Source organism: Winogradskyella sp. PE311 (assembly GCF_046545555.1).
GTDB lineage: Bacteria > Bacteroidota > Bacteroidia > Flavobacteriales > Flavobacteriaceae > Winogradskyella.
Genome location: NZ_JBHZTH010000001.1, coordinates 1,518,316 through 1,541,799 on the forward strand (window position 1 = coordinate 1,518,316; position 23,484 = coordinate 1,541,799).

The following is a 23,484-nucleotide window of genomic DNA, read 5'->3' on the forward strand; positions in this document are numbered from 1 at the left end:
CAGCGGAGATTACAGCAAGTGATCAATACGATCCAGATAGTGATCCAACAACAGGTGCCGGGACAGATGAAGATGGAGATGGTAACGGAGATGATGATGATGAGGATACAGTAACAATTGTGCCAGCTCAAGCAGATTTATCATTAACTAAAATAGTTGTCGATGGCGATTTAACACCTTTAGTAGGGACAGAAATAACGTTTCAGATCACAGTATTTAATGATGGACCACAAGACGCAACAGGAGTTACTGTTACGGATTTATTACCATCAGGATATGATTTTGTACTGTTCAGTTCAACAACAGGTGCTTACGATGAGACAACAGGATTATGGACTGTAGGTTCTATTCTTTCAGGTGATTCAGAAACCTTATTAATAGATGTATTAGTAAATGGAACAGGTGATTATTTAAATGTTGCAGAAGTAACTGACTCAGATGTATTAGATATCGATTCTATACCTAATAACGATGACGGAGATCAAAGTGAAGATGATGAAGATAATGCGATAGTGACACCGATTGAATCAATAGCTGATCTATCTTTAACTAAGGAGGTTGTAGATAATGACACTTCACCACTAGTAGGAGAAGAAATTACATTTATTATAACGATTACGAATAGTGGTCCTGAGGACGCAACTGGAGTAGAGGTAACGGATTTATTACCATCAGGGTTTGATTTTATCTTATTTAGTTCTACAGCAGGTACTTATGATGAAATAACGGGCGTATGGTCTATAGGAACTATTGATAACGGTTCTTCAGAAACACTTCTAATAGATGTATTAGTTAATGGAACAGGTGACTATTTAAATATTGCAGAGGTTACAGCTTCGGATATTTCAGATTTAGATTCTGATCCTAACAACGATGATGGAGACCAAAGTGAAGATGATGAAGATAATGTGCTTGTAACACCATTAGATGCAATGGCAGATCTTTCATTATCTAAAACCGTTGTAGATAACGATACAACACCTTTAGTAGGAGAAGAAATTACATTCCAAATCTCGGTCACTAATGCTGGTCCAGATGCTGCCACAGGAGTAGAGGTTGTAGACTTACTTCCAATTGGTTTTGACTTTGTATTGTTCAGTGCTACGTCAGGAATTTATGATGAGACGACAGGTTTATGGACACTTGGTACAATTGCTAGTGGTGACACTGAAACATTATTTATTGATGTAATAGTAAACGCCCCAACAGGAGCTGCAGGTGAGTATTTGAACATAGCAGAAGTTACAGCAAGTGATGTTATAGATCCTAATAGTAGCCCTAATAATGATGACGGTGATCAAAGTGAGAATGATGAAGACAACGTATTAGTTATACCAGTGGAAGCAATGGCAGATTTATCGCTTACTAAAACCGTTGTAGATAATGATATTATGCCAAATGTTGGTGATGAAATTACATTCCAAATTGCAGTGAGTAACGCTGGACCAGATGCAGCTACAGGAGTAGAAGTGACGGATTTATTACCAGCAGGTTTTGACTTTATTCTTTTCAGTGCAACATCTGGAACTTATAATGAAGTAACAGGTTTATGGAATGTTGGTACCGTTGACAGTGGTGATACAGAAATACTATTTATTGATGTTCTTATTAACGAACCTACTGGAGCGGCTGGTGAATATTTTAATACGGCTCAAGTTACAGGAAGTGATGTAATAGATCCGAATAGTAGCCCTAATAATGATGATGGTGATCAAAGTGAAAATGACGAAGATGGTGTCTTAGTAATGACAGAAACTGCTGATTTAAGTTTAAACAAATCAGTAAGTAATGTTAATGCTAACGTTGGTGATGTTGTGACTTTTACACTTCAAATTATTAATGGCGGTGCAAATACGGCAACAGGTGTGGCAGTAGAAGATATTTTACCTATAGGTTATAGTAACATTTCTAATATAAGTAACGGTGGTATATTAACAGGAAACATTATTGAATGGACCAATTTATCGGTTCCTTTGACAGGCTTAGCTTTAACATATGAGGCTACTGTAAATATCCCAACACTAACTGAAGGTGAGTATGTAAATGAAGCTCAAATTACAGCTAGTGATCAATTTGATCCAAATAGTAATCCAGATAATGACGATGGTGATCAAAGTGAGGACGACGAAAGTGCTGTCGCAATAAATACACCAACTACAGATATTGCTGTTAATAAGACTGTAGATAACGGAAACCCTGGTATTTTAGATACTGTAGTGTTTACAATTACTGCAACCAATACAGGTAATATAGATGCTACATCGGTAGAAATTATTGATGTCTTGCCAACAGGTTATCAGTTTGAATCTTTTAATGCAACCTCAGGCGTGTATGATAATTTTACAGGATTATGGACCATTCCAGTTATAGCAGCAGGTTCAACAGAAACTCTCAGTATAACGGTAACTGTATTAGATATTAATGATTATGTTAATACAGCATCTTTAGAATATTTAGATCAGATAGATTCTAATCCAACTAATGATGAGTCAAGTGAAACTATTGATCCAATGTGTTTAAAGATTTATAATGAATTTTCACCAAATGGAAATGGTCTAAATGAGACATTTACTATCGATTGTATTAATGATTATCCTAATAACACATTAGAAATTTATAATAGATGGGGTAACCTTGTCTATAGTAAAGAAGGTTATGATAATACCTTTGATGGAACTTCTAACGGAAGATCAGTATTTAACGTTAATGAAAAATTACCAGTAGGTACATATTACTACATACTTAACTTAGGTGATGGATCTGACAGATATTCTGGTTGGTTATATCTAATGAGATAGTATTATGAACAAAATTAATAGAACATACCTCAAACATAAAAATGATAACATGAAATTAAAAATTCAATTAGTTATAGCTGTAATGCTTTGCTTTCTAAGCTTCGAAAGTAGTGCGCAACAAGATCCTCAATATACGCAGTATATGTATAATACGATGAATGTAAACCCAGCTTACACAGGTTCTCGAGGTCATTTAACCCTAACTGGTTATCATAGATCGCAATGGGTTGGGCTAGACGGTGCACCAACCACGCAGGCACTTACTATAGAATCTCCTGTTGGGAGAAACGTAGGTCTAGGACTTTCATTTGTTAATGACAGATTAGGACCATCAGATGAATTTTATTTTGATGGTAATTTCTCATACACCTTAAATTTGAATAACGGAAGAAAGTTATCGTTTGGAGTAAAAGGTGGTGGGCGTATGTTAAATGTTGATTTTACAAGAGGAACGTTTCAAAGTCAAGAAGATGTGTTTCAAAACAATATTAGAAATAGATTTTTACCAACAGTTGGAGCAGGAATTTATCTTCACGGCGATAAAAGTTATATTGGTTTTTCAGTACCTAATTTCTTAACCAATGAAATTTATGATGAAGTTGCTAATTCCGTTGCAGCAGAACGTTTACACTTTCATTTAATTGGAGGAAAGGTGTTTGACCTTAGTAACACTACAAAGTTTATGCCTGCTGTATTAGGTAAGTTTGTCGTAGGTGCACCAGTCATTGTGGATTTATCAGCTAATTTTATGTTTGATGATGCGTTACGACTTGGATTAGCATACAGATGGGACGACTCTATTAGTGGTTTAATAGGTCTGCAAATAAGCCCAAAGTTACTTATAAGCTATTCTTACGATTATACGACGACACCTCTTCAAGATTTTAATTCTGGTACACACGATATTATGTTACGATTCGAATTAAGATCTAAAGAAAGAAAATTAAAATCCCCACGCTTCTTTTAAAATATTAATAAAAATGAAAAACATTACTAAAATAATTATCGTTTTATTAGTTAGTTTCTCTTACGGACAAACTAAAAACACTAAGGCAGATAAACTGTTTGATAGACTTTGGTACAAGGAAGCTGCTGAGTTATATGAAAAAGAACTCAAGAAGGAGAAAAATTATAGTCTAGAGCTTTTAAAAAGAGCAGGAGATTCGTACTACTTTAATACAGACATGGAAAATGCTTATAAATGGTATGATGTCCTTATAAGTAACTATGGTGATGAAGTTGAATCAGAATATATTTTTAGATATTCTCACAGTTTACAAGGAATAGGAGACTACCGACAAGCTAAACGTTGGATGAAAGAATTCTCAAAAAGAACAAAGTCTGAAGATAATAGGGTAGAACATTTTAATCAAGAAAATCAAAGTATTGAAGATGTCTTGAATATAGAAGGTGAATTCACTCTAAAAAATGTTAAAGTAAATACTGAATATTCAGATTTTGGTGTTCAGTATTACAAAGACCAACTCGTTTATTCTTCAGCTGTAGATTCTTCAAATTTTCATACCAGAATTTACCATTGGAATGAGCAACCATTCTTAAATATGTACTTAGGAAAATTGAACACTTTAGAATCTAATGTTTCTAAAATTGAAGAGTTTTCAGATAAATTAAATACGAGGTATCATGAAGCAACTTTAGCCTTTTCACCAGATTACAAAACAGTTTATTTTACAAGAAATAATTATAATGGTGATTTAGGAAGAGATAATGATGGTACTAATCACCTAAAATTATACAGTGCTCAAGTTAGAAATGATAAAGAAAAGGATAGTAGTTATAATTGGTATAATGTAAAAGAATTGCCTTTTAATAGTGAGAATTATTCAGTTGGTCATCCAACAATTAGTGAAGATGGAAAACTGTTATACTTTGTTTCAGATATGCCAGGTACAATAGGAGCAACAGATATTTTTGTAGTTGATATTTTGGAGTACAATAATGACAAAGAGATGGATTCTACTGGATACTCTCAACCAAGAAATTTAGGTGCAGTTGTTAATACTCCTGGCCGAGAAATGTTTCCTTACATAGCAGGTAATGAGCTTTATTTTGCTTCGGATGGTCATCTGGGTTTAGGTGGTTTAGACGTTTTTCATAGTAGCAAAGAATCTGAAGTTTTTAGTAACCCTATAAACTTAGGTTCACCTTTAAATAGTAAGTTAGATGATTTTAATTTTATAATTAAAGAAGATTTAAACACAGGGTTTGTGTGTTCTAATAGATCAGGTGGTAAAGGTGATGATGATATTTATTCATTTATAAGAGTACCGAGACCCGAAGACATTTGCGAGCAAAAGGTTCGTGGATACGTGTCTAATACAATTACAGGTGAGCGTATTGCGAATGTGGCCTTAGTACTTTTTGATGCAAACAACACTCAAATCGAAGAAACAACAAGCGATTTAAATGGCGCGTACAAGTTTAATACTATAGTGGATTGTGATGCACCTCACCAAGTGAAAGCAAATAAGACAGGATATGCTCCTAAACAAAAAGATTTTAAAACACTAGATGAAACTGGAGAAACAGTAGTTGCATTAGGTATAGAAACTGTAAACGAACTTATTGTTGAAGAAGGTGGTCTTTTAAAAATTAAGATTGGTATTATTTATTTTGATTTAGATAAATCTTACATCCGTAAAAATGATGCAGCGATAGAACTTAACAAAATAGTATTGTTGATGAATGAGTATCCGAATATGGTGATTCAGATAGAATCTCATACAGATACTCGTAATTCTGACAGTTACAATATGGCCTTGTCCGATCGTAGAGCAAAATCTACGAGAGAATATATTATAGCACAAGGTATTTCAGCAGATAGAATTGATAGTGCTAAAGGATTTGGTGAGTCTCAACTTATAAATAGATGTTCTAACGGAGTTCCTTGCTCAGAATCAGAACATCAAATGAACAGACGTAGCGAATTTATAATCGTGAAAATGTAAATAATTTAAGTTTGTTGAGGTTGATTGCGGTTAGGTTCTATCTTATGGAGTTTACTTTGTAAGTTTAATAATTCCCTAAGAATTGATTAATAGTTTAGAACTCTAACCAGAATAAGCGGACGTAAAGTCCGCTTATTTTTTTGTGTATTTATAAAGTTGCTTTAATAAACTATTATCATCAAATGGTTTAGTTATGACATCTTTAATGCCAGAAGCTTTATAACGTTTAATGTCGTCTTTAAACACTTCAGTAGTAAGGGCTAGAATAGGAATCTTTTTAGTGCTTTTTGATGCACTTTGTATGGATAAAGCTAATTCTTCAGCAGAATATCTTTGAATCGTATTAGAAATTAAAATGATGTCTACGTCCTGCTCTAAAATGGATGAAACGACATCCTCTCCATTAGAAATAATATTCATAAAGAAATTACCATCAGAGGATAAAATCTTTAATATAGATAGTTGTATTAATTCAGAATCTTCTATTAAAACTAAATTCTTCTTATTCTTGAATTTATTACGAGGTTTATTTGCGATTGCATTAGTATCTTGAATTGGTTTTTCAGCAATTCTAAGACTAATATTAAAAGTGAATTGAGATCCTTGCTCAACAGAACTCTTCATCGTAATATTTCCATCCATTTCATTAATTAAATACTTAACTATAGAAAGCCCAAGTCCTATATTTCTATTATTCGATTTATGAGCATTAACCTTATTAAATCTTTCAAAAATGAATTCTTGTTGTTCGTCTTCTATACCAATACCTGTATCTGTTATTTCAAATCTCAGATTTGCCTTACCTGCTCTTATATAATTTAATGAGACATCTAAACTCACTAGTCCTTTATAGGTATAAGTAATTGCATTATTTAAAAGATTCCCAATAATTTGTTTTAGTCTATACTCATCAGCAAAAATGAAATCAGGAAGGTTGTGACCTAATTTGACATTAAATTTTAGTCCCTTTTTACTAGCCAATATCTTATAGCCAACACTAATATTTTTTAAGAATTTGTTTAACTCAAATATTGATGCGTTAAGAATGAGCTTGCCGGACTCTATCTTAGCTGTATCTAAAATATCTTCGATTCTATTTTTTAGGTCGGTATTGGCAGAGAGTATTATGTCTAAATAATTTTTTTGTTCAGAGTTTAGATCTGTATTACTTAAAAATTTACTAAAAATTGAAGATGCTGTAATAGGATTTCTTAGCTGATGACTAAAGTTAGCAATAAAGTTATTTTTAAATTGTTCTTTCTCTAAGAGATATTCATTTTTTAGTTCTAGTACTTCATAACTAATTAAAGATTCATTTCTTCTTTGTGCAGTTAATTGGTAATCATTATAATGTTTTGTTAGATCCTCTATAATTATTAAAACAGGTTCTTCTTTTTTTGTGTGTATTATAATATCAACAATAAGAGGGTTATCTAGATTGTCTAGATTAACGCAAGTAAAATCGAATCTTTGATTGTTCATTAAAAACAATTCTGTCATAGATTCAAAAAACGGATGTATATCTTGAATCTTTGCTTTTGGGGTAAGTTTAAAAAGTACATTATCTGATTCTAAGATTGAACCAGATAAATCAACAAGTACATACTGAAAATTAGTTTTATGATATTTCTTTTTGTACTCAGCAAGCATTTTTTTTGAATTAAATTAGTGCTTTAGCTAATTTAGAGAAAAGAAGTTCAACTCTACTACCTGACTTCGCACTTACAAAATAATCGACAAACTGATCGAAAATGACGCTAAATTGCTTTAAATACACTTTTGTAACTAGATCCATCTTATTACCCACAACTTTTATCGGAATGTTTGGAAAATTCTCTTTTATAAAACGAAGTTCAGTCTTAAGGTTTTTGAAAGTTTCTGGTCTTGTTAAATCAAAAACATAGATAAATCCACTTGTTCCTAATAGGTAAGAAGCGCGCGTCTTATGTATATCATCTTGCCCTTCTAAGTCCCAAATGATTAATGCAATAGATTCTGAATCTGAAAGTTGAATTTCTTTTTTAGAAATATGTACACCAATAGTCACTTTATAATCGTCAGAAAATTCATTTTTAACAAATCGCCGGATTAAAGAAGATTTACCAACCCCAAAATGACCTAATAGTACTATTTTTTTAGAGGCTATCATTCTTAAAATACGCTTTGATTTTTTGAGTGAGTTCAGTTTTGTTCTGTATTATATTCTGATTAACATATTTGCTAGTAAATGCTAATAATCGATCTTCTAATTTATCTTTATAAATAATATTATACGCTCCAGATATAACTGCAGCTATATAGTAGGAAGAGAAATTTTGTAAATGTATGTGGTAGTGGTCATACTCAATATAGTTTAAATTTTGATTTTCTTTTTTAAACGCATCTTCCGTAAAACTTTTAATTGCTGTAAGCATGCCTCCAACCATATCTTCATCCATGGTTATCTCCTTTGAGAATTCAGCCAGTACAATTCCTGATCCTTTTTCAATAAAAATAATCTGCTCAATTTTTGGATTAGATTGTTGTTGTAAGATATAATCTGAATTTTTAACTCCTTTAAAATTAGATTTTTTACGTTTAAAATAACGTCTAAATGAAAAGGCTTTATTCAGCTGATTGTTTATACTTTCGGAAAGCATTTTCATCTCATGCTGAATATATTTTTTAATCATTTTACCAAGAATCGGGTAGAGTGCTTCTACCACTGCATCTTGCGAATTTCTAATCTCTTCTTTTAAAGTTTTAGTAATGGTTGGACCTAAAGTATCTGGAATATTTTTTGTAAAGATTTTTAACTTTTCATCAATGATTGGGTCAACTTTATTAGAAAGTAATTCCTTTTTATTAACGGTGTTTTCAAGAGTCGTAATTTTATTCTGAATGTTAGATAGAAACTCTCTCTCATCAGTAAGCAGAATATCTTTGATTATACTTAATTTTTCCTCTTGATTCATTAATTAGGTTTAATTAATCACTAATCTTTTCTCCTAATTTAATAAAGAGATCTCCTAATAGTTTTCTATTTACTTTTGTCTCTTCTAAGTTCTCAACCTTTTCATTGAGACTATCTTCCACTTCGGTGATTCTAATATTTAAATCGGTACCTAATGAATCAATTTTTTGTAAAAGTTCTGATTTTACATCATCAATTAGATGCTCTAATTCTTTTTTCTTTGCGTTAATATCAGCTTTTAAAGTTTCAAATTCTGAATCGTAAGCTTGAATATTTTCCCCAAAAATGAGTTCTTTTATAGCGTCAATTTTTGAGTTTTGATCCTTAACACTACCATTAATTTTTTTAGCGGTCAGTTGTTTTTCTTCTTTTGCCATCTTAGAGAAAGTTTAGCTTGGTTTAATTCAAAAATAGGAAAAGTTTCAATTAAAATAGATGAACTGCAATTAAATGTGTTAACATTTTTTTATGAAATAAAGCGCTTCAGATAAATTTGTCACCAATAAGAGTAATCTTACAAGTTTAAAAAGTTCATAAGTAAAATAGCAAATTGGTTTTAATTCGATTTTAAAAAAATGGGCTTTAATTCTAAAAAAAAAAGCCTTATATATCGCGATACAAGGCTTTTGAAGTGGAGTCGGAGAGAATCGAACTCTCGTCCAAACAAGTAACAAAATAACTTTCTACACGTTTATTCTTTTCTTAGATTTTCGACGTAAAGCTGGTTAAAGACAACCTACTTTTGGCTTAGCTTCTTAATCTCGAAAAGGCATCAAAGCACTACCTAATCTAAGTTAATATTTACGATGCCTCTAGTAAGAACGCCATTAACCAAGGCTTTCTGGAGACATTTAGCTCTCCTACCTAGTAGGACGAGGCTTAATCTTACTATAATTCAGATTATGCAGCTAAAGCGTAGTTATTCTCGCCGTTTAAAATTTGGTCTAGCCTTTTACGTGTTTCAATGCCATTACACGACGTGCTTACTATCTAATTAATCTCGCTGTCAAAACCAGTCGACCCCTTAATGAAACAGTAAATTTTAATTTACTTGATTGAATTAATCCTGAAATGATTTCAGGAACTCATCAACCAATTATATTCCTTTTCTAATAAAAAGGATGGCGAAGTTACGAAAAAAGTTGTGCAACCTCTTAAATCCAATTATTTTCGTGCAAAAATTATTCCATAGTGCAGATTGACAGTTTTGTCAGTTTTTAAAATCTATTCGTATGAAATTTGCCATCATAAAAGAACGTAAGAGTCCACCAGATAGACGTGTTGTCTTTTCACCAGCAACTTTGGCTGAGGCTAGAGATAAATTTCCGAAGGCTGAGTTTGTTGTAGAGTCTTCTGATATTAGAGTCTTTTCTGATGAAGAATACGCTAAATTGGGATTTGAAGTTACAGATGATATTTCTGATGCTGATGTTATGATTGGTGTTAAAGAAGTGCCGCTAGAGTATCTTATACCCAATAAAAAGTATTTCTATTTTTCTCATACCATAAAAAAGCAACCATACAATAGAAAACTTTTAGTTACAATGCTAGAAAGGAATATCGAAATGTATGATCATGAGACCATTGTAAGAGAGAACGGTATGCGACTAATTGGATTTGGCCGTTATGCAGGTTTAGTTGGTGCTTACAATGGGTTTAGAGCATTAGGTATAAGAGATAAATTATTCAATCTACCAAAAGTTGAGACGCTTGCGGATTTAGATGAAGTAAAATCTGAACTCGATAAAATCACTATTCCTAATATAAAAATTCTATTAACAGGAACAGGCAAAGTAGCCTATGGTGCAAAAGAAATATTAGACCATCTGGGAATAAAAGAAATTAGTGATGCTTTATATTTAACTTCAGAATTCACCGAGCCTGTTTATGTAATGGCAGATGTTATGGAATATGCTAAACGAAAAGATGGCACTGTCGGAGATAAGTGGGAATTTTATAAGGATCCTTCTGACTACGAAAGCAATTTTATGCCTTATGCTAAAGAGACGGACTATTTTATTGCTGGCCATTTCTACGGCAATAATGCCCCTTATTTATTTACAAGGAAAGATGCAAAAACTGCTGATTTTAAAATTAATTTAGTGGCCGATATTTCTTGTGATATAGATGGACCTGTTGCTAGTACCATAAGACCATCAACAATCGCTGAACCTTTTTATGGTTATGATGTACAAACAGAAAAAGAAGTTGAGTTTAAAGCTAATAATGCCATAACAGTTATGGCTGTAGATAACTTGCCATGTGAATTGCCTAAAGACGCTAGTGAAGGTTTTGGTGAAACTTTTGTTGAGCATGTTATACCAGCATTTTTTAATGGGGACAAAAATGGAACGCTTAAACGTGCAAAGATTACTGAAAATGGAAAATTGACCGAACGTTTTCTTTATCTTCAGGATTATGTTGATAACAAAAAATAAATTGGTTAAAAGTTTATTTAATTACCGCTTTAGTGTAAAGTGACCATAATGGACATCTCCATTATTTCGTACAGCTCTAAACCAATAATCATTAGATGGTAATTTTACACCTTTATAGGTGCCATCCCAACCTCTATCGTCATAATCTAGTTTCGCCATAATTCTACCATAACGATTTAGAATATAAACTTCGAGATCTTCCTCTTGCAATGAATTAATGATTTGCCAATAGTCATTTACTCCATCTTCATTTGGTGTAAAAAATCTATCATAATATAAAAGGAAAAGGGTATCGCTAACGAACTCTTGCAAACAGTTAGCTTCTCTTACGTAAACTTGATAGTCATCAATGGGCAAGTTGAGCAGTTGGGCTGAAGATTGGTAATTAACGCCATCTACAGAGAATTCGAAATCCCCTTGATTACTTAAAATTACTTCAATAGAATTATGGTTAAGACTCCAGTCTATTACCTTAATATCTTCTACTATTGGTGGTACACCTGTGCTAACAAATATAGTAGTTTGGGCTTCGCATGTAAAAGTTTCAAAATCCTTAATTACTTTTAATGTGTATTGACCATTATTATAGACTATAATCTCTTGAGTTGTTTCTCCTGTAGACCATTCGTAGCTAATAAAACCATCTGGCGCAGTAATTACAACTCCGGTATTATCACAAATATAGTAGTCGCTTGGCATGTCTATGGTTATATATTCTGGTGTTTCAATATTAAACTGAGAAATGTCATAACAAGTAGGATTCAAGGCATTTTCAACTCGTGTCCAAACAGTTTTTGTTCCAATTTCTGGTATATATTCTTCTATACTATTCTCTTTTAATAGGGCGTCTCTTTCAGAAAAGTAATAATAGACTCTGAAGACTGAAGGGTCTAATCCGCCCAAGACATCTTCATTTAAATTTGAGAAAAATATAGTAGTGTCCTCATTACAAAAATAAAGATCATTTAAACTAGGTATACTTGGACTAGGATATATTGTAATGTCTTTGGATTCGGTTTGCAGTAATTGACCAGTAAATTCATCATACACATTTACCGTTACAGTATATGTTCCTGCTGATGCGTAAGTATGTTCTAACTCTTCACCAAAAGCAATTGTTCCATCGCCTAAATCCCATTCATATATAGCTCTACCTACTTCAACATTATAACTAAATTCTGTAGTCTCACGTTCGCATATATTTTTAAATGAAATGCCTTTTGGCTTTTTTGGTAATAAGAAGGTTGGCAAATCTAAAAGATGAGCGCCACTTAAAGTTAAAACATTGCTAGAGTAATTACACCCTTCTCCTATAATATTCGGGTTTTGAATTGCGCCTATGTAAGATCTACCTCTTTGACTACTAAATATTTTACCATCTGGACCACGTTTTAGATAAGGATATATAGCGCTAGGCAATGGTGTAATATTAATACGTGGAGGTATGTTTTCTAAGTCCGAAATGTCATATTGCTGAATACCTTCTGTAATATAAGTTGTGTAGAGTACTTTACTATTTGCTGAAAATTCTACTCCAGTAAATGGACCAGGTATTTCTTGGTCTTCCTCTTCTTCCTCATAAATTAAATCGACTTTACCTGTTAAGTTATTAAATTCTAATAAAAAAAGTTTTCTCAGAATAGGGAAACCAGCAGCTATTAATTTATTGTCTGGTGATATTTCCATAACCCCAAAATTTGCCGAATTTCCATCAAAAAAGCTAATGCCTTCTGTAGATGCAACAGGTGTTGTAGATATACCATTTTCTGTAATTAGGTAGGAATGATAGCGCCCTCTCCGCACACAAATGAGCCATAAATCTTTACCATTGGCATGTTGTGCTGTTACCATAAGTTCTCCTGTAGCGTTAACTATTATTTCGTGATCGTAATTTGGGTCTAAACCACCTAAACCATTGTCTAACGTCATGTCTACTACGTTATAAGTTAGTTTAGTTTTTAGCCCATCTTGCACAGTAACAAAAACATAATATCGATTTGCATTTCCTGGGTCGCGAGCAACAGCGGCTTGTGCATATCTCACGGAGTACTGATCGGTTGGTGAGTTAAGCATATTTTGATGTTCACGATTTTTAAATACGCGTCCATCAGAATAAAACATTAAATTACCCAATTCATCGCTGGCGCAAATAATATTGTCAGGACCTTCTATTTCTCCAAAAACAATATTACGTACAATTGTGTTATTATCTAAACTCCCATAGTTGCCATTGCCATTGTACTTCATACCGGCCAGTATACCAAAGTACCAATGATTTCTTTCGTTTTGCGCACTTATGGATTGCAGTAACAAAAAAGTCATTAATAGAATAAAAACTCTATGTGTTGTTTTAGTGGTCAATTTCTTTAATATTCATAGCCTTATCAAAGATAGAGTTAACTACTTCAACAGATATTAATAAATTATTAAAATTAGCTGAATATCCAAATTAATAGGATGAAAATCAGTTTCTTTAGTTGATTTATAGCTGTGCCTATATGCATCAATAATTATGCCTAATAACAGATTTAATAAGTGTAAAGTGGTAAGGCTAATATTAGTGTAATAAATTGACAATGAACTATTATAAATTTTGCAATGCTAATTATTGTACTGGGTGGTATGACTCGACTTTAAATTGTTGATTTTTTAAGTTAACGTATTGATAATTAATTTTATCTGTAGTATCAAATTCACCATTTTTATTGCTGTCCGTAATACTTCTAAAATATATGCGGTTTAGTGGTGAAACTAATTTCCAATCAATTAGTTGATCTAAGTTCTGAGTTAATTTTTTAAAATTGCTACCATCTATATTACTAATGTATAGTGTTTTTATATCTTCATAATCTAGTTGCGAATCTTTATTCGTATCAGCGTCATAAATAGTGTAAATGAGAAGTTTATTTTCTTCGTCAGCTATTTTATTTAAATATGTTACCGAAGTTATTTTTAGATTATCCTCAGTTAATGTTACTAACTCTTCAGAACCAAAATTTTGAAATTTAATATTTGTTAGCTCACCAGTTATAGTAAAGTTATTATTTCTAGAGATATTATAAGACGACATGTTTCTCATTTTATTAGATTCTGAATATAAGAATGAGCGACTATTGTATGTGTCAATTTTTCCTATTGCATGAATGAGATATTCGGTACTATCTAGATGGATGGGTAAATCTGCACCTTCAATTTGACTAGTGTCTTCTTTGAATACCTTTATTTTTCCATCACTTGTGGCAAAAGTTTTATTGCTTTTATTGCAACTATTTAAAATTATAAGTGCTAATAATATTGTTGTTAAATGTTTCATTATTTTAATTGATTTAGTGTTTGTGAAAGTTCTTAAATATTCCGTATCCAACGACCAGAAAACCACCAAAACCCAATGTGAATAACCAAGCATCTGCATTTTGAAGTGGTGAGATAATTATGTTTAATATATCTGATATCAAAATTTTTGGGTTGCTAATAATTTCCCAAGAGTTATAGCGTAGAAATCTACCAAGATAAACTCCAAAACCGCATAGCAATAGCAGGCAAATAGTAGATATTTCGGTAGGCAACTTCTTAAGTTTTTTACATATCAATTTTTGAAAATCTAAAATGGATAAGTAGAATAAAAGTAATCCACTTAGGGCAAAGGATAAGATAACCAAAACATCGAGCCATAATAATGCATCATTACCAATTCTAATATGTACTAGGTCAGTAACAATATAAGGTGCATTTGGTAAAAAAGCCAACCAAACTAAAAACCATAGACTTAGCTTTAAGTTGCTAATACTTTCTTTAGTGTTTAGATACATGGTTATAGCATAAGGAATAATTGCTAAGAATACATTCCATAATAAAAATAGGTAGAAGAACGATTTGTTCAATTTTATTCGTACCAGGAGTACAACAATGCTAAATGATAGTGCTACAGTGATTAATGATAAGGTTTTATACTTTGATTGTATACGTGTTTTTAAGGTTTCCATATTGTTTTTCGATTATTAAAATGGTTATAATTCCGAGTGTATAAGCTATGAGATCACTTATATGAAAGGTGTTACCAAAAATGAGAGATGCAGTAAAACTATGCTGTAAATTAAAGTAGGCTAAGAAAGATGTGAGTTGAAGAAACTCTATACCATAAGCAATAAAGAGGACGATAATAGCTGAGGCCCTCACACTCAAGCTAGAGCATCCTCTTATAATTGCGTATAGTAAAACGACACATAGATAATCGCCAAGTGTATAGCGAATAAACCCTGTTTTTATAATAAAAGCAATTGCTAATTCTACTAGAAATAAAGAATGTGCAAGCACTAAATAGTTTTTATGGAATTGTAATTTCATACGATTTTAAGGTATTAGAATTGGGTCACCTAGAAATTTGGGTTTTACATTAAAGGCCAAATCTAAACTTGCTTTTGAGCGTGCTAGATACTCCCTAAAATGGGAGTTGTATACGTCTTTGGCGTTAAAACCAATAGCTTTAATTTTGTAATGATTTGCTATATAAATAGCACGATGGTTATGAAATTTTTGTGAAATGAATGTCACTGATGTTTGCCCAAAAATTGCTTTAGCTCTTACAACAGAATCTAAAGTTCTAAAGCCAGCAAAATCTAATATTATTTTTTCTTTAGGAATTCCTTTAGCAATTAAATCGTTTTTAAAATCTGAGGGTTCGTCATAATCTTTTCTACTATTATCTCCGCTCACTAAAATGTATTCTATTTTATTGGCTTCATAAAGTTTTACAGCGGCATCGATTCTATTTTTATAGAAGAGATTAATAGTACCGTTTGCTGTATATTTTCCTGTTCCCAATAATACACCTACTTTATTTTTTGGTATTGTAGTTACATCATTATATACGAGGTTACTTGTTCTAAAACTTATCCAGTGATAGGTTATTATAATACCAAAACCTATCAATACAGTTATTAGTAATATGATTTTGAGTGTTTTCATAATTCGTAGTTTAATTGAAGTTGTTTTAATTCTGACTTAGAAAAAATCATCGCTCTAAAATCTTTAATAGAAATATTTAAAATATTTTTATAATTAAAATGATGAAAAGGGTTTGCTAGTTTTCCAATTGTATAAGATTTATAATAATACTGGTAATAATCTGGCAGGATAGCTACTCCTAAAATAATAGCGCCATATAAATAAGGACTTCGCTTACCGTTGCCATAACATAGACATTGCAGAGCGATTTCATCTTCAACTTCTGTACTATAGCCACAAAGGACATGGTAACAATCATGGCGTTCTACTTTTGGGATAAGTTCAAAATCATTTTTGTGCAAGAATTCTCCCAAATGTCTGCCAAAAGAGGGTTGAGGTAGCTTCAATAAATCAGCCTTTGTTACGTTCCAAGATTCCTGACTTTTGAATAATGAAGTGTATATACGTTGCGAATGCTCAAAAAGGAAAATGATAAGTCGTTTTCTCAGAGATTTTATGATTTTAAATAGGTTGTTCATGGCAGATGAGATTGATTTGGTTTAACAGTATTTTTTTTTTTTATACTTTAAGTTAGTCGATCGTTTCATTATATAGCGCCAGATTAAAAGTGCTAATGTGTAGAGTGAAACAACTAGATATATAACAACTTCGTTAAAGTCATAAATTATAATCAACGACAAGCAAATTGTAAAAAAGACAATAATATAATACGGAAAATAATTCTTGAAAACATGATAGCTATCCTTTGGTTTTTTTGAACACCAAAACACTAATGCTATACTCAATCTTATAATTGTAAAGAGGATTGAGCAAACAATAATTAATCCAAATATCATAATTGCTATCATAATTATTTGGTATCTAATTTTAAATTATCGTACTGCAACTCTTGCCAAGAGTTTGTTTTCAATTCGTGAGTATATCTCCTATATTTTTTATCAATTAATTGTATAGAATTTTGATCTAATTCTTTTAGTTTAGCCTGTTCTTTTAATAGAAAAGTATTGTTATTAGAAAGCTCAATGAGGTAGTTAAAGTCCATTGATTTTGCATTATTAAAATTGTAGTTCGTAATTAGGTTATCCCAATTGATAGTACTTGCTAAAATCAGAACAACAAATGCTGCTTTGGTATTTAATCTTATGAGGTACCAAATATTCTTGATCTGATTAATTTTAAGAAGTGTTGTTATGAGTCCAGTTGCTGAAAGAAGTAGATAGATTAACACACCAATACGTTTGTAAGTAAGACCAAAGTAATAAATGTATTGACCGTTTTTAATGCCTATACTAAGCACTAAAATAATATTGAGAATAATCCAAGTATAGGCTAATCTTTTAACTATAATATTGTCTTTGTAAAAATTGAGATCACCTCTAAAAAAGTAGAGAAGAATAATTATGGCAATAATTATTGAAGCAATCAAAGCATTAATGCCGCTATGTACTTGTTCTGAAAATACAGAAGCTCTAATATCCAAATTGGTGAGTATAAAGGTAACGTCGGTAATTAGAAAAATAACAATTAGAACATTGAGCATAGCTATAAGGATAATGCTTAGTTGATTTTCTTTTTTAAGTTTTAATTCTGAAAAATCATTTGTTTTGTCTAAAAGGTTATTAGTATTTAAGTCTTGGGTAGTTGCAGGTTCTACTTCAACAGGTTTATGTATGTTAGATAATAAGTAATAACCTAATCCTGCAAAAAGTAACCATTGAATATTGATAAAACTAAAATCAACGCGATCAATTAAATCGTTAAATAATGGATTTCCATTTTGATAAAGACCTATAAAAATGATAACAATTATCATAGGTATAAATACAAGTTTTGTTAAATGTATATAGTCTCTATCATGCTTTGATTCTACTTTTTGAGTTGTTTCAATAACAGAGAAATTACGATGAAAAAGACCAGCGATGGTGGAGTAGAGTCCGTTAAGCCAATGGATGTAAATAGATGAATTATGCTCGGATAATAGACCAATCAAAGTAAAAAAGGCAACACAGTTGGCGATTATAGCTAACAATGAATCATGAAAGAATACCGCTAAACCTGTTATTAAATACAAACTAGAATAGAGTATGGTCTTTTGTTTCTTAAAGTCCTTCTTATTATTTATTAAAAGTATTACGAGTGTAAGGATGCTAAACAGAAATAAGTTTAGCCCAATACTTTTGTCAAAGAATAAGCTGCTAAATAAAAATGCTCCAATGAATAATATTATTTTCTTCATGATTAGAATTATTAAAAGTACTTTGAAATACAAAGTAAAAGTTTAAAAAAATATGTTATGTTTTATTAATTAATTTTTCTAGAGCTTCAATATGTTTTTTAAATTCTGCTTTACCAAGTTTTGATGCACTATACCTGGTATTAGGTTTACGTCCAATAAATTGTTTCTCTACGGTTATATATTCAGCTTTTTCAAGGGCTTTTGTATGGCTCGCAAGGTTTCCATCTGTAGCGCCCAATAATTCTTTTAGCATATTAAAATCAGCGTATTCATTTACCATTAGAACAGACATAATGCCAAGTCTAATTCTATGATCAAAAAGCTTATTTATGTTTGTTATTATACTCACGTTAATAGTTCAAAATTCATATTCAAAGTTACTGAAACTTGCGACTGAAACTGCTAACTATTTCGTGTCATATTTAAAATGCATCCAAGTTCCGTAAACAATGTGCATAATTCCAAAACCAAGAACCCATAACCAGAATCCATAACCAGGGTAATAGCTTGCAATTAATCCTAGAATTATTTGAATATATCCTAAATACTGTATATCTCCAATACTATATTTAGAAGCACTGACTAAAGCTAGTCCGTAAAAAACAAGCATTAAGCCACCTGTTTGTCCATATCTTCCTTGACTCAAAATTATTATACAATAAATACCACCAACTGCTAAAGGAACTAAAAAGTTAAAGAGTAATCTACGAGAAGAATTATCCCATATTTTTTCATTATTCTTTTTTGCCTTTTTGGTGGTGAGTATAATCCCAGTTGTTGCGCTTAATAAAGCTATAGCAAATAAAACTGCCATACATGTCCAAAATACCCAACCATAAAATATAAATAATGTTCCACCACTGTAATTAATTACTAAATAATAAGCAATGGCTGCGCCAATTAAAGCATAGATGCCAGCCAAAACTCCAGACAAACCGCTCAATGAAATAAAACGAGAGGACTTATTCATTAAGTTTTTTATCTCACTAATGTCTTTTAAATAATCTTCGTTACTCATAATTTAAAGTACTTTGAAATACAAAGTAAAACATTTTATTTCAAAGAAGCAAAACTATTTTAGAAGATTTTAACTAAATTGATGATCTAATAATTAAACCATTATAAGATTATGATAGGATTACTTTTAATAATAGCCAATATTTCAGGCGGAATTTTACTCGGATTAGCAACTCTCGATAAATGGGATGGAGAAAGTAACTTTTTTAATAAAATAGCTAGTTTTTTAGCACCTTTTCAAACCATTATTGGTTGTGCACTTATTGTGTTAGCTATTTTAACCTTTTGGGGAAATATACTTTTTAGTGTAGCAAGTATTTTAGGAGGGCTTTTATTATTAACACATGTTTTTGGTAAGGTGCCCGCTTTAGAAACAAGCCTTAGAAAGCTCTCGGCTAAATTGATGCCTTTTAAAGCTATCATAGGAATTGGACTAATTGCTATTGGTCTTTGGGGTTTGTTTTAATTTATTTTGAATCCAGCAGAACTCTACATATTAAATCAGAGTGAGCCTTATAAGTCAATTTTGCTTCAACTTCAGGCGATTATAGTGGCAATTGCTCCAGATGCGGAATTATTATACAAATGGAAAATCCCATTTTACTATTACAATGGAATACCGCTATGCTATCTTAATCAAACAAAAGATTATGTGGATTTAGCCTTTTGGCATTTTGATAAAATGGAAGAGTTTACTGAATACTTTACAGATGCTAACCGAAAATCAATTAGGTCATTACGTTATAAATCTACAGATGATATTAGAGATGAGGTTGTTGTTTATGTTCTTCAAAAACAGTTAGAAGTTAATACCAATCCGTTTAAGTTAATATTAAAAAAACAATCTTCTAAAAAGTAGAAACGAGTTTTCTAATAGCCACTAAATTACTCAACAAACCTTCCAAATTATCTAAGTGTAACATGTTGGCTCCGTCGCTCTTCGCATTTGCAGGATCGAAGTGAGTCTCTATAAATAACCCATCGACGCTGTTTACAACACCAGCTCTAGCAATAGTCTCTATCATGTCTGGTCGTCCACCAGTAACACCAATACTTTGGTTAGGTTGTTGTAAAGAATGTGTGACGTCTAAAACAGTTGGTGCAATTTTTCGCATCGTTGGAATACCTCTAAAATCTACAATCATATCTTGGTAACCAAACATAGTACCTCTATCTGTAATCCATGCTTGGTCATTACCTGCATCTTTAACCTTCTGCACAGCATGTTTCATGGCTTCAGGACTCATAAATTGCCCTTTCTTTAAGTTCACCACTTTGCCTGTTTCAGCGGCAGCTACCACTAAGTCAGTTTGTCTTACTAAGAAAGCAGGAATTTGCAAAACATCAACATATTCTGCAGCCATAGCAGCATCAGATGCTTCATGTATATCTGTTACTGTCGGTACATCAAACGTTTCAGAAACTTTTCTAAGAATTTTTAGAGCTTTTTCATTTCCGATTCCTGTAAAACTATCAATTCTACTTCTGTTAGCTTTCTTAAAACTACCTTTAAAAACATAAGGAATATGAAGTTTGTCTGTTATAGAAATAACTTTTTCGGCAATACGAAGTGCCATATCTTCACCTTCAATGGCACATGGGCCACAAAGCAAGAAAAAATTATCAGATTCGTTGTGTTTTAATTTCGGAATTGTAATCAAAGTAAAATGCTTAAGTATTAGGCAACAAAGATAACAATTTAAAAGACCTTTTTTATGCTATTTCTAATAATCCAGAGTGACATTATAAAGTTTCCTACAACTAATACACCACCATAAAATAATAAGCGTTTTAGCGCTTCAGACCAGTTTACAATATTGAGCAAATCAAAAAGATAGGCGAATATAAGATAGGAAGAAAGACAAACAAAAATTATACCTAAAGAGAAGTTTAATTTTCTATTTGGTTTTATTAATTGCCACAAAAAAGGAATGCCAAATAATAGGATAGGATAGGCCGACACTCCATCAGTTCTATTAATATTAGTAAACCAATAAATAATTATTGATAAAAAATACAGATAAGGTATGAATTTTGCGTATTTGCTAATTGTTTGCATCTGGGTTATTTTAAGGGTTCAGACGTAAATAGCCCAATTAGCGATTGATTTTTTTGGGTTAGGCTTTTTACTTTTTATAAGTTATGAAACGGTAAAATACAATTCTAAATTGTTTGAAAATTAAAATATAACATATTATTAACGAAGTGCGGAGAATAAGATGTACCTTTGCGCGCTTAAAATCAGCATATATTATGGCTAATATTAAAAATATTGCAATCATTGCACACGTCGATCATGGGAAGACAACTTTAGTAGATAAAATTATGTATCACTGTCAGTTATTTCGTGAAAATGAAAATACTGGTGATCTAATTTTAGATAACAACGATTTAGAAAGAGAAAGAGGTATTACAATAACTTCAAAGAATGTTTCTGTTGTTTATAAAGATACTAAGATTAATGTTATAGATACTCCAGGTCACGCCGATTTTGGTGGCGAAGTTGAGCGTGTATTAAATATGGCAGATGGTGTTTTACTTTTAGTAGATGCCTTTGAAGGTCCTATGCCTCAAACACGTTTTGTTTTGCAAAAAGCAATTGATTTAGGTTTAAAGCCATGTGTTGTTGTAAATAAAGTAGATAAAGAAAACTGTACACCAGACGAGGTACACGAAAAAGTTTTTGACTTAATGTTTGAGTTAGGTGCAGAAGAATGGCAACTAGATTTTCCTACAGTATACGGTTCTGCAAAAAACAACTGGATGAGTGATGATTGGCAGAATGAAACAGATAATGTAGAGCCATTATTAGATATGGTTATTGAGCATATACCTGAGCCTAAAATTGAAGAAGGTACTACACAGATGTTAATTACATCTTTAGATTTTTCTTCATTTACGGGTCGTATTGCTATTGGTCGTTTAACAAGAGGTGGTTTAAAAGTAAATCAGCAGATATCTTTGGTAAAAAGAGATGGTTCTATTGTTAAGAGTAAAATAAAAGAGTTACACACCTTCGAGGGTGTAGGTCGTAAAAAAGTTGAAGAAGTACAAACAGGTGATATCTGTGCTATTGTAGGTTTAGAAGGATTTGAGATTGGTGATACTGTCGCTGATATCGAAAACCCTGAAGGTTTAAAAACGATAGCTATTGATGAGCCTACAATGAGTATGTTATTTACTATTAACGATTCTCCATTTTTTGGTAAAGATGGAAAATATGTAACTTCTCGTCATATTAAAGACCGTTTAACTAAGGAACTTGAAAAAAACTTAGCACTGCGTGTTGAAGAAACTGACAGTGCTGATAAATTTATGGTTTTTGGAAGAGGTGTACTGCATTTATCTGTCTTGATTGAGACAATGCGACGCGAAGGTTACGAGCTTCAAATAGGACAACCACAAGTTATCATTAAAGAAGTTGATGGTGTTAAATGTGAACCTTTTGAAGAAATGACGATTGATTTACCAGAACATGTATCTGGTAAAGCGATTGAAATGGTTACTATGCGTAAAGGTGAAATGGTAAGTATGGAAGCTAAAGGTGACCGAATGGTATGTGAGTTTATTGTGCCATCACGTGGTATAATAGGGTTACGTAATCAACTACTAACAGCAACAGCAGGTGAAGCTATTATGGCGCATCGTTTTGTAGATTATAGACCATTAAAAGGTGGAATACCAGAAAGACAGAATGGTAGTTTAGTCTCTATGGAAAACGGGCAAGCAATTCCTTATTCTATTGATAAATTACAAGATCGTGGTAAGTTTTTTGTAAATCCTGGTGAAGATATTTACGGTGGTCAAGTGATTGGTGAGAATTCTCGTGGAGATGATATGGCTGTTAATGTTACTAAAACTAAAAAGTTAAGTAATGTACGTTCGTCTGGTGCAGATGATAAAGCTAAAATTATACCAGCAATTAAGTTTTCATTAGAAGAGGCTTTAGAATATATTCAGAAAGATGAGTATGTAGAAGTTACACCTAACCATATAAGGTTGCGTAAAATCTTTTTAAGTGAAGTTGAGCGCAAGCGCAACAAGAACATATAATATTAAATTATATTTTAAAAAAAATTGAAAGAGAAATACTGAAAAGTGTTTCTCT

22 protein-coding genes and 1 other RNA gene are annotated in these 23,484 nt (G+C 31.9%); 7 read left to right on the top strand and 16 right to left on the bottom strand.

Annotation, left to right across the window (positions count from 1 at the left end):
• The 3 genes from ACFWU4_RS06470 to ACFWU4_RS06480 form a co-directional block, all read left to right on the top strand.
• Positions 1-2,798 (top strand): gliding motility-associated C-terminal domain-containing protein (locus tag ACFWU4_RS06470; RefSeq protein ID WP_411126015.1); only part of this gene is annotated, 2,798 nt, incomplete at its 5' end.
• A gap of 49 nt (positions 2,799-2,847) precedes the next feature.
• Entirely contained in the window at positions 2,848-3,765 is a 918-nt protein-coding gene (locus tag ACFWU4_RS06475; RefSeq protein ID WP_411126017.1) for a type IX secretion system membrane protein PorP/SprF, read from the top strand.
• A gap of 13 nt (positions 3,766-3,778) precedes the next feature.
• Positions 3,779-5,767, top strand: a complete 1,989-nt coding sequence (locus ACFWU4_RS06480; RefSeq protein ID WP_411126019.1) for an OmpA family protein — start codon at positions 3,779-3,781, stop codon at positions 5,765-5,767.
• A 132-nt stretch (positions 5,768-5,899) separates the two neighbouring features.
• Here the strand turns inward: ACFWU4_RS06480 and ACFWU4_RS06485 are convergent, their stop codons facing one another.
• From ACFWU4_RS06485 to ssrA, 5 genes are all read right to left on the bottom strand, one after another.
• Complete coding sequence (locus ACFWU4_RS06485) at positions 5,900-7,417, bottom strand: hybrid sensor histidine kinase/response regulator (RefSeq protein WP_411126021.1); 1,518 nt, start codon at positions 7,415-7,417, stop codon at positions 5,900-5,902.
• 10 nt (positions 7,418-7,427) lie between these two features.
• Positions 7,428-7,916 carry a Rab family GTPase gene (locus ACFWU4_RS06490; protein ID WP_411126022.1) on the bottom strand — a complete coding sequence of 163 codons (489 nt, stop codon included), beginning with the start codon at positions 7,914-7,916 and terminating at the stop codon, positions 7,428-7,430.
• On the bottom strand, positions 7,903-8,721 hold the full coding sequence (locus ACFWU4_RS06495; protein WP_411126024.1) for a cell envelope biogenesis protein OmpA: 819 nt from the start codon (positions 8,719-8,721) through the stop codon (positions 7,903-7,905). The genes ACFWU4_RS06490 and ACFWU4_RS06495 overlap by 14 nt, the downstream gene beginning before the upstream one ends.
• A 13-nt stretch (positions 8,722-8,734) precedes the next feature.
• On the bottom strand, positions 8,735-9,097 hold the full coding sequence (locus ACFWU4_RS06500) for a fructose 1,6-bisphosphatase (RefSeq protein WP_411126026.1): 363 nt from the start codon (positions 9,095-9,097) through the stop codon (positions 8,735-8,737).
• Positions 9,098-9,349: 252 nt separating this feature from the next.
• Positions 9,350-9,744, bottom strand: a transfer-messenger RNA (tmRNA) gene (gene ssrA / locus ACFWU4_RS06505).
• A 208-nt stretch (positions 9,745-9,952) separates the two neighbouring features.
• Here ssrA and ACFWU4_RS06510 point away from each other — a divergent pair.
• A complete protein-coding gene (locus tag ACFWU4_RS06510; protein ID WP_411126028.1) occupies positions 9,953-11,158 on the top strand; it encodes an NAD(P)-dependent oxidoreductase in 1,206 nt (401 codons plus the stop codon).
• Positions 11,159-11,179: 21 nt separating this feature from the next.
• On the opposite strand, the gene ACFWU4_RS06515 is transcribed toward ACFWU4_RS06510, so the two are convergent.
• The 9 genes from ACFWU4_RS06515 to ACFWU4_RS06555 all read right to left on the bottom strand — a co-directional run bounded on the left by ACFWU4_RS06515 (position 11,180) and on the right by ACFWU4_RS06555 (position 19,377).
• A complete protein-coding gene (locus tag ACFWU4_RS06515) occupies positions 11,180-13,519 on the bottom strand; it encodes a T9SS type B sorting domain-containing protein (RefSeq protein WP_411126030.1) in 2,340 nt (779 codons plus the stop codon).
• A gap of 244 nt (positions 13,520-13,763) precedes the next feature.
• Complete coding sequence (locus ACFWU4_RS06520; RefSeq protein WP_411126032.1) at positions 13,764-14,471, bottom strand: hypothetical protein; 708 nt, start codon at positions 14,469-14,471, stop codon at positions 13,764-13,766.
• Between the two features lie 13 nt (positions 14,472-14,484).
• Positions 14,485-15,141, bottom strand: coding sequence for a DUF1361 domain-containing protein (locus ACFWU4_RS06525; RefSeq protein WP_411126034.1), 657 nt, complete (start codon positions 15,139-15,141; stop codon positions 14,485-14,487).
• Positions 15,104-15,502: a DUF2809 domain-containing protein gene (locus ACFWU4_RS06530; protein WP_411126036.1), complete on the bottom strand. Its 399-nt coding sequence runs from the start codon at positions 15,500-15,502 to the stop codon at positions 15,104-15,106. Before ACFWU4_RS06530 ends, ACFWU4_RS06525 begins: the two co-directional genes overlap by 38 nt.
• Positions 15,503-15,508: 6 nt before the next feature.
• The gene (locus ACFWU4_RS06535) at positions 15,509-16,123 is read right to left on the bottom strand and encodes a vancomycin high temperature exclusion protein (RefSeq protein ID WP_411126038.1); all 615 of its coding nucleotides are present in this window, start codon (positions 16,121-16,123) and stop codon (positions 15,509-15,511) included.
• Positions 16,120-16,641, bottom strand: a complete 522-nt coding sequence (locus ACFWU4_RS06540) for a hypothetical protein (RefSeq protein WP_411126040.1) — start codon at positions 16,639-16,641, stop codon at positions 16,120-16,122. The genes ACFWU4_RS06535 and ACFWU4_RS06540 overlap by 4 nt, the downstream gene beginning before the upstream one ends.
• A 332-nt stretch (positions 16,642-16,973) precedes the next feature.
• Positions 16,974-18,359: a DUF4173 domain-containing protein gene (locus tag ACFWU4_RS06545; RefSeq protein ID WP_411126042.1), complete on the bottom strand. Its 1,386-nt coding sequence runs from the start codon at positions 18,357-18,359 to the stop codon at positions 16,974-16,976.
• Positions 18,360-18,414: 55 nt separating this feature from the next.
• Positions 18,415-18,708: a winged helix-turn-helix domain-containing protein gene (locus ACFWU4_RS06550; RefSeq protein WP_411126044.1), complete on the bottom strand. Its 294-nt coding sequence runs from the start codon at positions 18,706-18,708 to the stop codon at positions 18,415-18,417.
• A gap of 57 nt (positions 18,709-18,765) precedes the next feature.
• On the bottom strand, positions 18,766-19,377 hold the full coding sequence (locus ACFWU4_RS06555) for a hypothetical protein (RefSeq protein WP_411126046.1): 612 nt from the start codon (positions 19,375-19,377) through the stop codon (positions 18,766-18,768).
• 111 nt (positions 19,378-19,488) lie between these two features.
• Here ACFWU4_RS06555 and ACFWU4_RS06560 point away from each other — a divergent pair, with 111 nt between their 5' ends.
• Together ACFWU4_RS06560 and ACFWU4_RS06565 are read left to right on the top strand one after the other, a co-directional pair.
• Positions 19,489-19,842: a hypothetical protein gene (locus tag ACFWU4_RS06560; protein ID WP_411126048.1), complete on the top strand. Its 354-nt coding sequence runs from the start codon at positions 19,489-19,491 to the stop codon at positions 19,840-19,842.
• Positions 19,843-19,848: 6 nt separating this feature from the next.
• Positions 19,849-20,235: a DUF1801 domain-containing protein gene (locus ACFWU4_RS06565; RefSeq protein WP_411126050.1), complete on the top strand. Its 387-nt coding sequence runs from the start codon at positions 19,849-19,851 to the stop codon at positions 20,233-20,235.
• Here the strand turns inward: ACFWU4_RS06565 and kdsA are convergent.
• Together kdsA and ACFWU4_RS06575 are read right to left on the bottom strand one after the other, a co-directional pair.
• Positions 20,225-21,028 carry a 3-deoxy-8-phosphooctulonate synthase gene (gene kdsA / locus ACFWU4_RS06570; RefSeq protein ID WP_411127238.1) on the bottom strand — a complete coding sequence of 268 codons (804 nt, stop codon included), beginning with the start codon at positions 21,026-21,028 and terminating at the stop codon, positions 20,225-20,227. The genes ACFWU4_RS06565 and kdsA overlap by 11 nt on opposite strands.
• A gap of 47 nt (positions 21,029-21,075) precedes the next feature.
• The gene (locus ACFWU4_RS06575) at positions 21,076-21,435 is read right to left on the bottom strand and encodes a hypothetical protein (protein WP_411126051.1); all 360 of its coding nucleotides are present in this window, start codon (positions 21,433-21,435) and stop codon (positions 21,076-21,078) included.
• A 194-nt stretch (positions 21,436-21,629) separates the two neighbouring features.
• On the opposite strand from ACFWU4_RS06575, the gene typA reads away from it, so the two are divergent.
• A complete protein-coding gene (typA, locus tag ACFWU4_RS06580; protein WP_411126053.1) occupies positions 21,630-23,429 on the top strand; it encodes a translational GTPase TypA in 1,800 nt (599 codons plus the stop codon).
• Positions 23,430-23,484 lie beyond the last annotated feature (55 nt).

What these genes read in the sequence shown, in the direction of transcription:
- ACFWU4_RS06525 (WP_411126034.1), bottom strand. Translation starts at nt 15,141, where the DNA reads ATGGAAACCTTAAAAACACGTATACAATCAAAGTATAAAACCTTATCA.
- ACFWU4_RS06495 (WP_411126024.1), bottom strand. Translation starts at nt 8,721, where the DNA reads ATGAATCAAGAGGAAAAATTAAGTATAATCAAAGATATTCTGCTTACT.
- ACFWU4_RS06555 (WP_411126046.1), bottom strand. Translation starts at nt 19,377, where the DNA reads ATGAGTAACGAAGATTATTTAAAAGACATTAGTGAGATAAAAAACTTA.
- ACFWU4_RS06575 (WP_411126051.1), bottom strand. Translation starts at nt 21,435, where the DNA reads ATGCAAACAATTAGCAAATACGCAAAATTCATACCTTATCTGTATTTT.
- typA (WP_411126053.1), top strand. Translation starts at nt 21,630, where the DNA reads ATGGCTAATATTAAAAATATTGCAATCATTGCACACGTCGATCATGGG.
- ACFWU4_RS06490 (WP_411126022.1), bottom strand. Translation starts at nt 7,916, where the DNA reads ATGATAGCCTCTAAAAAAATAGTACTATTAGGTCATTTTGGGGTTGGT.
- ACFWU4_RS06485 (WP_411126021.1), bottom strand. Translation starts at nt 7,417, where the DNA reads ATGCTTGCTGAGTACAAAAAGAAATATCATAAAACTAATTTTCAGTAT.
- ACFWU4_RS06560 (WP_411126048.1), top strand. Translation starts at nt 19,489, where the DNA reads ATGATAGGATTACTTTTAATAATAGCCAATATTTCAGGCGGAATTTTA.
- ACFWU4_RS06540 (WP_411126040.1), bottom strand. Translation starts at nt 16,641, where the DNA reads ATGAACAACCTATTTAAAATCATAAAATCTCTGAGAAAACGACTTATC.
- ACFWU4_RS06545 (WP_411126042.1), bottom strand. Translation starts at nt 18,359, where the DNA reads ATGAAGAAAATAATATTATTCATTGGAGCATTTTTATTTAGCAGCTTA.
- ACFWU4_RS06475 (WP_411126017.1), top strand. Translation starts at nt 2,848, where the DNA reads ATGAAATTAAAAATTCAATTAGTTATAGCTGTAATGCTTTGCTTTCTA.
- ACFWU4_RS06500 (WP_411126026.1), bottom strand. Translation starts at nt 9,097, where the DNA reads ATGGCAAAAGAAGAAAAACAACTGACCGCTAAAAAAATTAATGGTAGT.
- ACFWU4_RS06535 (WP_411126038.1), bottom strand. Translation starts at nt 16,123, where the DNA reads ATGAAAACACTCAAAATCATATTACTAATAACTGTATTGATAGGTTTT.
- ACFWU4_RS06520 (WP_411126032.1), bottom strand. Translation starts at nt 14,471, where the DNA reads ATGAAACATTTAACAACAATATTATTAGCACTTATAATTTTAAATAGT.
- ACFWU4_RS06480 (WP_411126019.1), top strand. Translation starts at nt 3,779, where the DNA reads ATGAAAAACATTACTAAAATAATTATCGTTTTATTAGTTAGTTTCTCT.
- ACFWU4_RS06530 (WP_411126036.1), bottom strand. Translation starts at nt 15,502, where the DNA reads ATGAAATTACAATTCCATAAAAACTATTTAGTGCTTGCACATTCTTTA.
- ACFWU4_RS06510 (WP_411126028.1), top strand. Translation starts at nt 9,953, where the DNA reads ATGAAATTTGCCATCATAAAAGAACGTAAGAGTCCACCAGATAGACGT.